General features: G+C 72.9%; 14 protein-coding genes. 12 read left to right on the plus strand and 2 right to left on the minus strand.

The window, feature by feature from the left end; translation table 11 throughout:
* The first annotated feature begins 142 nt into the window (after positions 1-142).
* Positions 143-928, plus strand: a complete 786-nt coding sequence (locus tag OG538_RS11215) for a hypothetical protein (RefSeq protein WP_406092586.1) — start codon at positions 143-145, stop codon at positions 926-928.
* Positions 929-953: 25 nt separating this feature from the next.
* Here the strand turns inward: OG538_RS11215 and OG538_RS11220 are convergent, their stop codons facing one another.
* Entirely contained in the window at positions 954-1,451 is a 498-nt protein-coding gene (locus OG538_RS11220; RefSeq protein ID WP_406092587.1) for a MarR family winged helix-turn-helix transcriptional regulator, read from the minus strand.
* Between the two features lie 225 nt (positions 1,452-1,676).
* Between OG538_RS11220 and OG538_RS11225 the strand changes: the two genes are divergently transcribed.
* Together OG538_RS11225 and OG538_RS11230 are read left to right on the plus strand one after the other, a co-directional pair.
* Entirely contained in the window at positions 1,677-2,522 is an 846-nt protein-coding gene (locus OG538_RS11225) for a lysozyme (RefSeq protein WP_406092589.1), read from the plus strand.
* A gap of 281 nt (positions 2,523-2,803) precedes the next feature.
* Positions 2,804-3,484 carry a polysaccharide deacetylase family protein gene (locus OG538_RS11230; RefSeq protein ID WP_406100071.1) on the plus strand — a complete coding sequence of 227 codons (681 nt, stop codon included), beginning with the start codon at positions 2,804-2,806 and terminating at the stop codon, positions 3,482-3,484.
* Between the two features lie 102 nt (positions 3,485-3,586).
* Here the strand turns inward: OG538_RS11230 and lon are convergent, their stop codons facing one another.
* On the minus strand, positions 3,587-6,007 hold the full coding sequence (gene lon / locus OG538_RS11235) for an endopeptidase La (RefSeq protein WP_406092591.1): 2,421 nt from the start codon (positions 6,005-6,007) through the stop codon (positions 3,587-3,589).
* Positions 6,008-6,211: 204 nt separating this feature from the next.
* On the opposite strand from lon, the gene OG538_RS11240 reads away from it, so the two are divergent.
* The 9 genes from OG538_RS11240 to OG538_RS11280 all read left to right on the plus strand — a co-directional run bounded on the left by OG538_RS11240 (position 6,212) and on the right by OG538_RS11280 (position 13,623).
* Entirely contained in the window at positions 6,212-6,346 is a 135-nt protein-coding gene (locus tag OG538_RS11240; protein ID WP_406092593.1) for a hypothetical protein, read from the plus strand.
* 265 nt (positions 6,347-6,611) lie between these two features.
* Positions 6,612-7,190: an isochorismatase family protein gene (locus OG538_RS11245; RefSeq protein WP_406092595.1), complete on the plus strand. Its 579-nt coding sequence runs from the start codon at positions 6,612-6,614 to the stop codon at positions 7,188-7,190.
* Positions 7,191-7,308: 118 nt separating this feature from the next.
* Positions 7,309-8,058 carry a GNAT family N-acetyltransferase gene (locus OG538_RS11250; protein ID WP_406100073.1) on the plus strand — a complete coding sequence of 250 codons (750 nt, stop codon included), beginning with the start codon at positions 7,309-7,311 and terminating at the stop codon, positions 8,056-8,058.
* A gap of 506 nt (positions 8,059-8,564) precedes the next feature.
* Positions 8,565-9,167, plus strand: coding sequence for an RNA polymerase sigma factor (locus tag OG538_RS11255; RefSeq protein WP_406092597.1), 603 nt, complete (start codon positions 8,565-8,567; stop codon positions 9,165-9,167).
* On the plus strand, positions 9,164-10,036 hold the full coding sequence (locus OG538_RS11260) for a hypothetical protein (protein WP_406092599.1): 873 nt from the start codon (positions 9,164-9,166) through the stop codon (positions 10,034-10,036). The genes OG538_RS11255 and OG538_RS11260 overlap by 4 nt, the downstream gene beginning before the upstream one ends.
* A 10-nt stretch (positions 10,037-10,046) precedes the next feature.
* Complete coding sequence (locus OG538_RS11265; RefSeq protein ID WP_406092601.1) at positions 10,047-10,832, plus strand: ABC transporter ATP-binding protein; 786 nt, start codon at positions 10,047-10,049, stop codon at positions 10,830-10,832.
* The gene (locus OG538_RS11270) at positions 10,829-12,172 is read left to right on the plus strand and encodes a hypothetical protein (protein WP_406092603.1); all 1,344 of its coding nucleotides are present in this window, start codon (positions 10,829-10,831) and stop codon (positions 12,170-12,172) included. Before OG538_RS11265 ends, OG538_RS11270 begins: the two co-directional genes overlap by 4 nt.
* Positions 12,169-12,810 (plus strand): hypothetical protein, encoded by a 642-nt coding sequence (locus tag OG538_RS11275; RefSeq protein WP_406092605.1) that lies wholly within the window; start codon positions 12,169-12,171, stop codon positions 12,808-12,810. The genes OG538_RS11270 and OG538_RS11275 overlap by 4 nt, the downstream gene beginning before the upstream one ends.
* A 117-nt stretch (positions 12,811-12,927) precedes the next feature.
* A complete protein-coding gene (locus tag OG538_RS11280) occupies positions 12,928-13,623 on the plus strand; it encodes a spermidine synthase (protein ID WP_406092607.1) in 696 nt (231 codons plus the stop codon).
* Positions 13,624-13,810: the final 187 nt, after the last annotated feature.

The following is a 13,810-nucleotide window of genomic DNA, read 5'->3' on the forward strand; positions in this document are numbered from 1 at the left end:
CTTCGGCGCAGGCTTTGGCAGGATGCCCGCCCGCACACCTCCCGGAGTGATTCGTTCCGCCTCAAGGGGCCGCCTGACCTGCTGGTACGGGCCAATCCCCGGCCCGTGCAGGCTCCGTGAAGGCATCGTGCAGACTTGCCGTATGCGCATCGAACTCGCCACCGCCGCCGGACTCGCCGGGCGCCCGAACGAGGACTGGGCGGCCACTGTCCTGCCCGCCTCCGGCCAGGGTGGGGGGCTCGTCCTGCTCGACGGGGTGACCCCGCCCCGGGGTGACGACGGTTGTGCGCATTCGGTCCCGTGGTTCACGGCGCGGTTGGGTGGCGCCCTGGTCGAACTGTCGGGTTCGCGGCGGGATATGACCCTGCGCGAGATCCTCGCGGAGTCCATCCGGCGCACCGCCGACAGCCACCGATCCCGATGTGACCTTTCTCACGCGCGCACGCCGCAGGCGACTGTCGTCATGGCGCGTTGGGACGAGGCGGAGGTCGAGTACCTCGTCCTGTCCGACTCGGTACTGCTGTTCGAGTCACCGGGCGGCGTTGTCCGCGCCCTGGTGGACGACAGGCTCGACCGGCTGCCACCGGGCTCGCTCGCCTCCGAGGCGATCACCGACACGCAGGTACGGAACAAGGAGGGCGGCTTCTTCACCGCCGCCGCCGACCCGGCCGTGGCGGCCCGGGCTGTCACCGGGCGGGTCCCTCGCGCCGAGGTGCGGGCGGTCGCCGCACTGACCGACGGGGCGAGCCGCTGGACGGAGATGTTCGGCGAGGGTGACTGGAGGGCCTGCCTCGGGGTGCTTCACCAGGAGGGCCCCCAGGGGCTGATCGACCGGGTCCGGGCCCTGGAGGACGCGGACACGGACCGCGTGTACCTGCGGCGCGGCAAGCACCACGACGACGCGACGGCGCTCTACGCGCAGTTGTGAACCGCCCGGCGGCCGGCGCCCCGCCTCACCCCTCGGCGCGGGCGTTCAGCTGGTGCAGCAGCCGGGCGAGCTCCGCCACCTCGGCACGGTCCCAGTCCGCGAGCTTGCGCACGTAGCGGTCCCGGCGGGCGTCCCGGACGCTGCGGAAGCGGGCGAGGCCCTCGTCCGTGAGGTGGACGAGGAAGGCCCGCCCGTCCGCGGGGTCGGGTTCGCGCGCCACCAGTCCGAGGACCTCCAGGGCGCGTAGTTGACGGCTCATGGTGGCCTTGCCGACACCGAAGTACGAGGCGAGGTCGGTGGCCCGCTGACGGCCGGCCGACTCCAGGCGTACGAAGAGACCGTAGGCCGCCGCCTCCAGCTCGGGGTGCACCTCGCGCGCCATTTCGCCGGAGTTGGCCCGGGCGCGGCGCAGGAAGACGGCCAACTCCAGCTCCAGAGCGAGGAACTCGTGGTCCACACCATTTCCTCCGGTTGCGCCGGGTTCACTCCCGCTTTCGCTCCCGTGCACGTCAACACCCCTCATGCGCTTTCCCGCCACTGAAAGTTTCTTTCACCGCCGCTCATCGCCGCAGCTCCGCCAGTATTTCGCAGGAGTAGACCAACGGCACCGCCCAGGCCCTCTTCCGCCACCCGGGTCTACGTGCGTAGCGTCATGCATGGCATGTCCACACCATGACATGCCGCCAGGGGTGCGCCTGCCGCGCCCCGGGTCAGCAGGTCCCCCCACCGAGGCCTCGGAGGCACGCACATGCCCGTGCACAGATCCGGCTCCAAGACAGTCCGTCGCTCGCGCTTCGCCGCGGCGGGAACTCTGCTCGCAGCTCTCTCCCTCCTCGTCGCGCTGCCCGGCGCCGCCGGCGCGGCCACCACCGCCGGCGACCCCACCAAACCGGCCCGGGGCACGGCCACGATGGGCATGGGCGTCATCGCCCATGACGGCCAGGGCGGCCTGCCCACCACCCGCGCGGTCCAGACCGAAGGCGTGGACGTGAGCGGCCACCAGAACGCCGTGGCCTGGTCGACGCTCTGGAACAGCGGCGTCAAGTGGGCCTACGTCAAGGCCTCGGAAGGCACGTACTACACCAACGAGGACTTCGCCCAGCAGTACAACGGCTCGTACAACGTCGGGATGATCCGCGGTTCGTACCACTTCGCGACCCCGGACACGACGAGCGGCGCCACCCAGGCCAATTACTTCGTCGACCACGGCGGCGGCTGGTCCAGGGACGGCAAGACGCTGCCCGGCGTGCTCGACATCGAGTGGAACCCGTACGGCGCCCAGTGCTACGGGAAGACCGCGGCCGGGATGGTCTCCTGGATCCGTGACTTCGTGAACACCTACAAGGCGCGCACCGGGCGCGACGCGGTCATCTACACCGCGACCAGCTGGTGGCAGTCCTGCACGGGCGACAACGCGAGCTTCGGCGCCACCAACCCGCTCTGGGTGGCCCGCTACAACACCACGGTCGGCACGCTCCCGGCCGGCTGGGGCTACTACACGATCTGGCAGTACACCTCGTCCGGCCCGACAGTGGGTGACCACAACCACTTCAACGGCGCCCTCGACCGCGTACAGGCGATGGCGAACGGCTGACCTGCCGCCGCCCCTTCCCCCCCAGAGCCCGGTGACGCACCCCGTCGCCGGGCTCTGCCCTGTTCAGCGGCTCCGACCAGGTACGGAGACGCTCACCCACCCTCACGTCACCCCTATACACCGCGTGTATACGTCCTGTGTATAGTCCTTGCAGTCCGCACGTAAGCGCGGCGTGAACAACGAGGGAGTGACCTGCCTTGCCCAGTAGGACGAAGTCGATCGGTACGGGGTTGGCCGTCGCTCTAGTGACGGCGCTCACGCTGACGCTGAGCGGCTGCTCGATGGAGACCACGGCGCCCGGATCCGCCCGCGGCGACGCGGGCTCGGACGCCAAGGGGTCGTTCGGCCCGGTGGACTGCCGCAAGGCGAAGTGCATAGCCCTCACCTTCGACGCGGGGCCGGCCGAGGACACCCCCCATCTGCTGGACATCCTCAAGAAGGAGAAGGTCCACGCGACCTTCTTCCTGCTGGGGAAGAACCACGTGAAGAAGCACCCCGAGACCGTGCGCCGGATCGAGGCCGAAGGCCACGAGGTGGCCAACCACACCTGGTCGCACGAGATCCTGACGGACAAGAAGCCCGCCGAGATACGCGCCGAGCTGGAGAAGACGCAGGACGCGATCGCGGCGATCACCGGCAAGAAGCCGCGGCTGATGCGTCCGCCGCAGGGCCGCACCGACGACACGGTCTCCGAGATCAGCAAGGACCTCGGGCTCTCGCAGATCCTGTGGAGCGCCACCGCCAAGGACTACTCGACGACCGACTCGGCGCTGATCAAGAAGCGGATACTCGACCAGGCGAGCAAGGACGGCATCATCCTGCTGCACGACATCTACAAGGGCTCGGTGCCCGCGGTGCCCGGCATCATCGAGGAGCTGAAGAGGCGGGGCTACACCTTCGTCACCGTCCCGCAGCTGATGGCGCCGGCCGAGCCGGTCCCGGGGACCATCTACCGCCCCTGACCGGACCCATCGCCCACGCGGAACGGCCCGCCTCCCCGCGGGGGGTGACGGGCCGTCCGTACCGGTCGTGTCCGTAGTGCCACGTCCGTCACGCCGTGACAGCTACGCCGCGGCCGGGATCCTCCGCTCCGCCTGGGCCGTGGCCGGGGCCAGGGCGATCTCCAGGACCTGGCGGACGTCGGTGACCGGGTGCACGTCCAGGGTGTCCAGCACCTCGGCCGGGACGTCGTCCAGGTCGGCCTCGTTCCGCTTCGGGATCACCACCGTGGTGATCCCCGCCCGGTGCGCGGCGAGCAGCTTCTGCTTCAGGCCGCCGATCGGCAGGACCCGCCCGGTCAGCGACACCTCACCGGTCATCGCCACGTCCGTGCGGACCAGCCGTCCGGAGAGCAGCGAGGCCAGCGCCGTCGTCATCGTGATGCCCGCGCTCGGGCCGTCCTTCGGCACGGCGCCGGCCGGGAAGTGGATGTGCGCACCGCGGTCCTTCAGGTCCGCGACCGGCAGTTCCAGCTCCGCACCGTGCGAGCGCAGGAAGCTCAGCGCGATCTGCGCGGACTCCTTCATCACGTCGCCGAGCTGACCGGTCAGGGTCAGTCCGGACGCCCCGGTCTCCGGGTCGGCGAGCGACGCCTCCACGAAGAGCACGTCACCGCCCGCCCCGGTCACCGCTAGCCCGGTGGCCACGCCCGGCACCGCGGTGCGGCGCTCGGCCGGGTCCTGGGCGGACTCGGGGACGTGGTGCGGCCGGCCGATGAGTCCACGCAGATCTTCGTCGGTCACCGTGAAGGGCAGCTCACGGTCACCCAGTTCGTGCTGGGCCGCGACCTTGCGGAGCAGCCGCGCGACGGCCCGCTCCAGATTCCGGACCCCCGCCTCCCGCGTGTACTCACCGGCCAGCTTGCGCAGCGCCGACTCGTCGAGGGTGACCTCGGCCTTCTCCAGACCGGCCCGCTCCAGCTGGCGCGGGAGCAGGTGGTCGCGGGCGATGACGACCTTCTCGTCCTCGGTGTAGCCGTCGAGCCTGACCAGTTCCATCCGGTCGAGCAGCGCCTCCGGGATGGATTCCAGGACGTTGGCGGTAGCGAGGAAGACGACGTCGCTGAGGTCGAGTTCGACCTCCAGGTAGTGGTCGCGGAAGGTGTGGTTCTGCGCCGGGTCGAGCACTTCGAGGAGCGCCGCGGCGGGGTCGCCCCGGAAGTCGGAGCCGACCTTGTCGATCTCGTCGAGCAGGACGACCGGGTTCATGGAACCGGCCTCCTTGATGGCACGGACGATACGGCCGGGGAGCGCGCCCACGTACGTACGCCGGTGGCCGCGGATCTCCGCCTCGTCCCGGACGCCGCCGAGTGCGACACGGACGAACTTGCGGCCCATGGCGTGCGCGACGGACTCGCCGAGCGACGTCTTGCCGACTCCGGGCGGCCCGACCAGGGCCAGCACGGCACCGCCGCGCCGGCCTCCGACGACGCCCAGCCCGCGGTCGGCGCGGCGCTTGCGCACCGCGAGGTACTCGGTGATGCGCTCCTTCACGTCCTGCAGTCCCGCGTGTTCGGCGTCGAGGATCTCCTGGGCGCCCTTGATGTCATACGCGTCCTCGGTCCGCTCGGTCCACGGCAGTTCGAGGACGGTGTCCAGCCAGGTCCTGATCCAGGAGCCCTCGGGGCTCTGGTCGGAGGAGCGCTCCAGCTTGTCGACCTCCTTGAGCGCGGCCTCGCGGACGTGCCCGGGAAGATCGGCGGCCTCGACGCGTGCCCGGTAGTCGTCGGACTCGTCCTCCGGGTCACCGTTGAGTTCGGAGAGCTCCTTGCGCACGGCGTCGAGCTGGCGCCGCAGCAGGAATTCGCGCTGCTGCTTGTCGACACCCTCCTGGACGTCCTTGGCGATGGACTCGGCGACGTCCTGCTCGGCGAGGTGTTCGCCCAGCCACTGGATGGCGAGCTTCAGCCGGGCGACCGCGTCGGCGGTCTCCAGCAGCTGCACCTTCTGAGCGGTGGTGAGGAACGGTGAGTACCCGGAGTTGTCGGCGAGGGCGGAAACGTCCTCGATCTGCTGGACCCGGTCCACGACCTGCCAGGCGCCGCGCTTCTTCAGCCAGCTGGTCGCGAGGGCCTTGTACTCCTTGACCAGCTCGGCGACGGCCCCGGGGAGGGGTTCGGGGACGGGGACGTCGACCCGGGTTCCCTCCACCCACAGCGCGGCGCCCGGGCCACTGGTCCCGGCCCCGATCCGCACACGGCCACGCCCGCGGATGAGTGCGCCGGGGTCACCGTCCGAAAGCCTTCCGACCTGCTCGACGGTCCCGATGACACCGATCCCGGTGTAGGTCCCCTCGATGCGCGGAACGAGCAGCACCTCGGGCTTGCCGCCACCCTCTCGGGCGGCTGCCTGCGCGGCTTCCACCGCGGCACGTACATCACTGTCGGACAGGTCCAGAGGCACCACCATTCCGGGCAGCACGACCTCGTCGTCGAGCGGCAGCACAGGCAGGGTGAGCGGTGTGACCGCATTGGACTCAGTAGCCATGATCTCCCCTTCGGCAGTCAAGTTGAGCTATGCAGACTCAATGCTCCTGAGCCGCCCAATGTTCCCGGGGCGGTGTTCGCTGTGAGCGATCACGTACGACTCGTACGTTGCGAGGTGTGCAACGCCTGACGGGTGCCGTCGTAGTCCCACGCGCCCCGCTGACCGCCCACGCGCCCTGACCCGGACACCGGCGCAGAGCGGGTCGTGGGTCCGGTGACGGTCGGCGTGTGCGCGCCGGCTGCCCGGCTCGATGGTCCGTACGTCGCGCTCGTCGCACCCTCCGCGCGGCGGCTGCGGGCCAGGATCGAGGCCGCCTGGGAGGCCGCCCTGCCCTCGTGACACGCGCGAGGAGCCGTTCCTCCGGGGCGGGCAGGCGCCGGTCGGGCTGTGCCGGATCGTCGGACGCCCGGGGGCGCTTCCCTCTTCCTGAGCAGCAGGATCGCGTCGTCCTGGATGACGCGCTTCGGCTTGCCTGTCGGAGCGGTCCTGGATTCCCCGCTCCCCCGGCCCGCGTCCGGCCGACGTCCGTCCAGGACTCCGGGGCCCGGCCCACGGGGGCGAAATCCCGTGGAGTGCGGGGGACCGACCGATCAGGATGGGCCGCATGACCCATGCCCTCCTCCCTGTGCAGGCCCTGCTCGTCGTGGACGTCCAGGAGGCGGGGGTGAGCGGGGAGCGTGCCGTGCCCGGTGCCGCCGGTCTGCTGGAGCGGACGATGTCCCTGATCGCCCGCGCACGCCGGAGCGGTGCGCTGGTCGTGCACCTCCAGAACGACGGCGCACCAGGCGCCGGTGACGAGCCGCACACCCCCGGATGGGCGCTCCACCTGCCGGTCGAACCGGGCCCCGCGGAGCACGTGATCCGCAAGACCAGGGACGACGGCTTCGCGGGCACGTCCCTGGGGGACCTGCTGACCGGAGCCGGCGTCGAGGCGGTCGCCGTCTGCGGCATGATGTCGGAGATGTGCGTCCAGGCGACGGCCCGCACGGCCCTGGCCCGGGGCCACCGGGTCGTCCTCCCCCACGACGCGCACGCGACACAGGACGTGCCGGCAGCTCCCGGGATCTGCGAGGCGGTCCCGGCCGCCGTGGTCTCCCGGGTCGCCGCCTGGGCCCTCAGCGCAGACGCCGAGGTCACGGCACCGGCCGCCGCCGTGACGTTCACCGCGCCGCGGGTGCGCTGAAGCCTCCACATGACCGGCGGAGGCCGGAAAAGCGTTTGCGCCGGCTCGTACGCTCACTGCTGTGACCGAATCCTCCGGAACCGACCTCGCCACCCTGCTCGCCGCCTACGACGGGAACATGCGCGGCGCAGCCCCGAATCCGCCCGCGGGCGTCCACTACGAGCGGGACGGCGAGCTGCTGCGCGTCGTGGGCCAGTTCCGCGGCTTCGTCACCACTCCCCCGGACGTCGGGGTGCGCGGCACCGAGCTGGACCAGCTGATCGCCCGGCAGTGCGCGTACTTCGCCGCACGCGGCGAGGCCGTGGAGTGGAAGACCCGCGGCCACGACCGGCCGGCCGACCTCCCCGACCGGCTGCTCGCGGCGGGCTTCGTCCCCGAGGAGCGGGAGACGGTGCTCATCGGTCGCGCGGACGAGCTGGCCGCTGACCCGGTACTGCCGGACGGGGTGACGCTGCGGCAGGTCACCGCCGACGCCGACCTGCGGCGTATCGCCGCCATGGAGTCGGAGGTCTGGGGCCAGGACTTGAGCCGGCTGGGCGAGGACCTGATCGGCCGGGTCGCCACGGCCCCGGACGAGATCGCCGTGTTCGTCGCCGAGGCCGGGGACGAGGTCGTCTCCGCGGCCTGGCTGGTCTCCCGTACGGGGACGAGCTTCGCCGGACTGTGGGGCGGTTCGACCCTGGCGCCGTGGCGGGGCCGCGGGATCTACCGCGCCCTGGTCGCCGTACGCGCGAAGCTGGCCGCCGCCCGCGGGGCCCGCCATCTCCAGGTCGACGCCTCCGACGACAGCGCGCCGATCCTGCGCCGGCTGGGCTTCCACGCCGTGACCACCACCACGCCGTACATCTGGACCCCGGCCGGGGGCTGACCGTCGGGGACGGACCTGCGTGTCACGGGGACCCGGCCGCAGGGCAGAGGGCCGGCGTGAACGACGACCGAAGGCTCGGCCCGGACGGCACGATCGCCCGGGGAGGGTTCGCTGAGCCGCGTGCAGGCGGGGTCCGCAGCGCGGGCCGCCGAGACCACCGCGGACGTCGAACTCCGCGCCCTGAGCCGGGTGGTCGCGCCGTCGGACCGTGTGCACCGGCTTCGCCCCGGTCATGCCGCGGGGGCGCCCGGACCCATGATCCGGCCGAATCGCGGCCGGGCTCGGCGCCCGCTGCCACCCGATCGGACCGCGCAGATGCGGCCTGCCCCCGCTCGGGCATGGCCGGCACCGCCGGTACGACCGTCCTGGCCCTGCCCGTCGACGGCCTCGCTCGGGGCCGTCGGCCGAACACATCGCGGTGCACGGCCGGCCGGCACCACGCCCCTGACAGCATCCGTCTGCGCCGCGCGTGAACCGGCCGGCGTCCGGCCGTCGATAGAGGAGGTGTGAGCCACTTGCGCCCCTCGGGGGAGGACCGGAACGACGAGACGCTGTTGCGTGCCGTCGCACAGGGGGACACGACCGCGCTGGCCGCGCTCTACGACCGGCACTCCGGCTGGCTGCTGGCTCGGCTGAACCGGCGGTGCGCGGACACCGAGACCGTACGAGAGGTACTGCAGGACACCTTCGTCACGGCCTGGCGTTCCGCCGGTTCGCACCGGGGCGCCGAAGCCGGCGGCTGGCTCTGGGTGATCGCCGCCCGCCGGCTGGTCGACGCGCAGCGCGTCCGGGCCAGGACGGAGCGCGTGGCACAGGCCGAACACGTGGACGGTGCCGAGTGGGGGGCCGCCGTGCCCTCCGCCGAGGACCGGGTCCTGGCCGGTCTGGAGTACGGGGATGTGGGGGCCGCGCTCGACCGGATCTCGCCGGAGCTCCGGGAGGTGCTGCGGGCGACGGTCATCGACGGGCTGACGACCCGGGAAGCCGCCCGGCTGCTCGGCATACCGGAGGGCACGGTCAAGACCAGGGCCTCGCGGGCCCGGCGCGAGCTGCGGTCCGCACTGGACCGGCTGGTTGTGGAGAACGGTCCGCTGGGAGGCACCGCATGACGGCCTGGCACGTGGGAGACGAACTGGCGGCGCGGTACGCGGCGGGGACCGCCGCCGAGACCGACGCCTGGTCACTGGAGAAGCACGTCGAGTCCTGTGCGCACTGTGCGGACCGGGTGTCGGCGGCGGTACGTGGCCGGGGGGCCGCGGCACCGCTGCTGGCCGACGTCCGCACCTCGGTGCTCGCGGTCGCGGAGGCGAGCGCCGTACCGGCGCGCCGGACGGCTCCCGGGGCCGCCCACCGGCTCGGGCGGGCGGTGTGGGCGGCCGGACCCGCTCTCCGTGGCGCGTGGGTGGGGGCCCTGCTGCTGGTGGCGCTCGGTGCCGTCGCCCTGGCCTACGTGGGCGGGCTCGGCAGCGCGGCGCGCCCCCTGCTCCTCGTTGTCGCGCCCGTCCTGCCGCTCGCCGGGGTCGGCCTCTCCTACGGGCGCCGCACCGACCCCCTGCACGAGATCATCGCCGCCAGTCCGGGCGGCGGCCTACGGCTGCTGCTGATCAGAACGGCCGCGGTGCTCTCGGTGACCGTCCCGGTGCTCGCCCTCGCCTGGGCGGTGCTGCCCGCGTCGGCCGGCGGACCGGGGGTCCTGGCCTGGCTCCTGCCGGGGCTCGCCATGACGCTGGGGGCGCTGGCGCTCGGCTCGTACGTCGGCTGCCTCACCGGTGCCTCGTCCGTCGCCGCGTGCTGGGCCGCCGCCGTCACCGTACCGGCCCTCGGAACGCTGCCGACGGGGCTCGACGAGTCGCCGGCGGAGGCCGCCGGCTATTTCGCGGGTGCGGCCGCCCAGGGCGCCTGGGCGGCCGCGGCCGTGCTCTGCGCCGGGCTGCTGGCCCTGCGCCGCAGATCCTTCGACCATCTGGAGAAGTCATGAGCGTGACCGCGTGAACAGCACCGTCCGCGTCGAGGGGCTGACGGTCCGACATCGCCGCAGGACTGCCCTGGACGGCGTCGATCTGGAGTTCACACCCGGCGTGCACGGCCTTCTCGGACCGAACGGGGCGGGCAAGACGTCGCTGATCAGAGTGGTGTCGACGGCTGCCGCGCCGACGTCCGGCCGGATCGAGCTGCTGGGTGCCGAGGTGGGTGCGTCCGCGGATCACCGCAGCCGCGCGGAGGTCCGCCGCAGGCTGGGATATCTGCCGCAGGAGTTCGGCTTCTACCCGGGCTTCACCGTCCGCGAGTTCGTCGCCTACGTGGCGTGGCTCAAGGAGATGGACGGCGCCCTGATCGCCGGCGCCGTGGAGCGGGCGGTGGACCGGGTGGGCCTGACGGACCGGCTGGACGCCCGGATGAAGACCCTGTCGGGCGGCATGGTCCGGCGCGTGGGCATCGCACAGGCGATCGTCAACGAACCGGATCTGCTGCTGCTCGACGAGCCGACCGCGGGCCTGGACCCGGAGCAGCGGGTGGAGTTCCGGGCACTGATGCGCGAGCTCGGGGAGCAGTCCACGGTGATCCTCTCCACGCACCTGGTCGAGGACGTGGCCACGGCCTGCGCGGATGTGACCCTCGTCGAGGCGGGACGCATCGCGTACCGGGGGTCGACGGCCGCACTGGCTGCCCTCGGCAGCGAGGACGACGGCGCGGACCGGATCGACGGCAGCCCGATCGAGCGCGGATACGCCGCTGCCCTGAGGGCCCACCGCGCGACGGCGGGCGCCCGATGACCACCGACCACGCCCCCGTCACCCGGCCGCAGGACGCCTCCGGGCCCGCCCGCTCCCCCGCCGCCGGCCGCCGCCCGACGCTCCTCGCGCTGCGCACCGAACTGCGCCGCGGGATCGCGCCGTGGACCGGTGCCTGCACGGCGGTCATGCTCGCCGTCACCATGGCGGCCAAGGCCGACACCTGGCAGGGGAGCTGGGGGGAGACCCAGGGACTGCTGCATACCGGCGCGGCCCTGCTCGCCGGTCCGCTGGTGGCGGCCGCCGCCTGCTGGCAGGGCGCCCGCGAGCACCGGCGCTCCACCACCGAACTCTGGAGTTCCACCCCGCGCGCCCGGTCGGCCCGGGCCATGGTGGCTGCCCTGCCGCTCGCCCTGTGGGCGGTGGCCGGCTATCTCGCCGCGCTGGCCGCCGCGCTGCTCGCCACCTGGCCGTATGCCGGGGGCGGCAGCCCGTTCCCGTCCTTCGCCGTGGTGGACAGCGCCTTCCTGGTGTCCGTATGCCTGGTGGGGTTCGTCGTCGGTCAGCGGTCCCGGTGGCGGCTGACCGCGCCGGTCCTGGCCGTGCTGCTGTACGTCGTTCTCGGTGCGCTGCCCTACTCCGAAGGCCCGGGGCAGTATCTCGATCCGGCGATGCAGTACGAGCTCGACGGGGCGCTGCCCGTGTGGTGGTTCGCCCCCGCGATGGTGGCGTGGACCGGCGGACTCGCCCTGGCCGCACTGATCATCCACGCCGCCCGGCGCAGGCTCCTCGCTGTCGTACCGCTCGCCCTGGCCGCCGCCGTCGCGCCGCTCATCCTGCACACGGGCGGGGACCTGCTGCGGGACGATCCGGCTGCCGGCCGGCTCGTCTGCACGGACGGCAGCCCGCAGGTCTGCCTGAACGCACTCGACGCATCGCTGCTGCCGCAGGCGTCCCGGGCGCTCTCCGGACTGATCGCGCGGCTGGACGGTGTGCCGGGAGCACCGATCCGCTACGTGGACCACAACGTCCGGGAGGGCTCCGGTGAAGCTCAGCTGTCGACGCTCACCCGCGGCTGGGACCTCGTACGCGACCGGCTGAGCCGGCCGGACGACTACGCCTGGCAGACGGCCGCGAGCATGATCTCCCGGGACTGCCCGGCCGACGGCGATGCCCCGGCCGGCTCCGACCGGATCATGAACACCGACCTAGCCGTCACGAACTGGCTCGCCGGCCTCCGGGCCGCACAGCTGCCGGGCGCGGAGAGCGACCCGCTGTTCCGCAGGATCGAGGCGATGCCCGCCCCCGAGCGCCGGGCCTGGCTCGGCCGCTATCTGGCCACGAGCACGAGCTGCGACCCCTCGGAGGTGCCGGCCCTGTGAACCGCGCCGCCACTGCCACCGCGAAGCACTCCGCTCCCGGGCCCCGCCTGCCCGGCCTCTATCTCCGCTCCCGCGCCCTCCCTCGTACCGCCGCCGCGCTGGCCTGCATCGTGCTCCTCGCAGCGTGGTCGGCCGGGCGGCTGGAGGACCACTTCGACCACAGCGCCCGCGTCCCGGTCCTGGTGCTGGCGCCGCTGCTGGTCTCCTCGGCCATCGGCACCAGCCTGTACGCCGCCGCCGACGAGCTCGACCGCACCGCCGTGCACCGCTGGTGGCCGCGGCGGCTGCTGCACCTGCTCGCGCTCGCCGTCCCGGCCGCGGCGGCTCTCGCGCTGGCCGTCCCCGGGCATCCCGAGTCGTTCGGCGCACCGGGCATGGTCCGCAATGTTCTCGGTGCGACCGGAGTGGCGGCCGCTTCCGCCGCCCTGATCGGTGCCCGGCTGAGCTGGCTGCCCATGACGGTCTACAGCAGCGCGGTCTACCTGGCGGCCCCGCGCACTCCGGGCGGAGCGGCCTCCGTATGGGCCTGGCCGATGCAGCCCGGTCCGCAGCCCGCGGCATGGCTGGTGGCCTCGGTGGCGTGTGCGGCGGGGGCCGCGCTGTTCGCCGTACGCGGTCCGCGCCGCGAACGCGGCTGACCTGACGACCCGGCCGGACCGCCGCGGCCGGACTCGTTCGGGTAATCCGCTGGTCCGGCCGCCGCCCGGCGGACAGGATGACGGGAACACCGAACGCCACCACCGGAGATCAGCCCCATGTCCCAGACCTTCGGCCCCGACGCCCTCGCCCCCGTCACCCTGGACCGCCGCGAGGGACCGTACGGGGAGGTCGTCCTGCGGCGGCGGGGCGACGACTTCGAGATCATCGCCAACGGGTGTTTCCTGATGGACACCTCGGACGGGCGCTCCGAGCGGCTGCTGATCGACGCCGCGCTCGACGCGCTGCCCCCCGGCCGGCCGGCCCCGGCGGTGCTCATCGGCGGACTCGGCGTCGGGTTCTCCCTCGCCCGGGCCGCCGCCGAGCCGAGGTGGGGGCGGATCGCGGTGGCCGAGCGGGAGCTCGCCATCGTCGACTGGCACCTGCGCGGGCCGCTGGCCGGGATCTCGGGGGCGGCGCTCGCCGATCCGCGGACCTCCGTGCTCACGACGGACCTCGTCGCGTACCTGCGGACGACTACGGACCGTTACGACGCCCTGTGTCTGGACATCGACAACGGGCCGGACTGGACCGTCACCGAGGAGAACGGGAATCTGTACTCCCCGGCCGGCCTCGCCGACTGCCACGCGAGGCTCACGCCGGGCGGCGTTCTCGCGGTGTGGTCCGCACAACCTTCCGCGGAGTTCGAACAGGCCCTTCGGAATGCCGGATTCCATGGGGTAAGGACGGAAGAAGTAGGCGTTGCCCGAGGTGTGCCCGACGTGGTCCATCTCGCAATTCGAGCAGGCCGATAAGCCCCCGCCGGGTATGCGGGCCCCCCGGACGCCCGGGGGCCAAGTGCCACAAGCGCGACACTCCGCCTCCGTTGTGCCCCCGGCCCGCCCCCGCGGCCTTGCACCCTGCGTAGCCGGGAGCCCTCCGGTGCCTTTACGCTGCTGACCGATAGCGGGATCACCCACGAAAATCACGAGCGAAGACCGT

This window comes from Streptomyces sp. NBC_01013 (assembly GCF_045162765.1).
Classification (GTDB): domain Bacteria; phylum Actinomycetota; class Actinomycetes; order Streptomycetales; family Streptomycetaceae; genus Streptomyces.

Bases quoted from the DNA above. Each gene is read 5' to 3' on its own strand.
- OG538_RS11215 (WP_406092586.1), top strand. From the start codon at position 143: ATGCGCATCGAACTCGCCACCGCCGCCGGACTCGCCGGGCGCCCGAAC.
- OG538_RS11220 (WP_406092587.1), bottom strand. From the start codon at position 1,451: ATGAGGGGTGTTGACGTGCACGGGAGCGAAAGCGGGAGTGAACCCGGC.
- OG538_RS11225 (WP_406092589.1), top strand. From the start codon at position 1,677: ATGCCCGTGCACAGATCCGGCTCCAAGACAGTCCGTCGCTCGCGCTTC.
- OG538_RS11230 (WP_406100071.1), top strand. From the start codon at position 2,804: ATGGAGACCACGGCGCCCGGATCCGCCCGCGGCGACGCGGGCTCGGAC.
- lon (WP_406092591.1), bottom strand. From the start codon at position 6,007: ATGGCTACTGAGTCCAATGCGGTCACACCGCTCACCCTGCCTGTGCTG.
- OG538_RS11245 (WP_406092595.1), top strand. From the start codon at position 6,612: ATGACCCATGCCCTCCTCCCTGTGCAGGCCCTGCTCGTCGTGGACGTC.
- OG538_RS11250 (WP_406100073.1), top strand. From the start codon at position 7,309: ATGCGCGGCGCAGCCCCGAATCCGCCCGCGGGCGTCCACTACGAGCGG.
- OG538_RS11260 (WP_406092599.1), top strand. From the start codon at position 9,164: ATGACGGCCTGGCACGTGGGAGACGAACTGGCGGCGCGGTACGCGGCG.
- OG538_RS11270 (WP_406092603.1), top strand. From the start codon at position 10,829: ATGACCACCGACCACGCCCCCGTCACCCGGCCGCAGGACGCCTCCGGG.
- OG538_RS11280 (WP_406092607.1), top strand. From the start codon at position 12,928: ATGTCCCAGACCTTCGGCCCCGACGCCCTCGCCCCCGTCACCCTGGAC.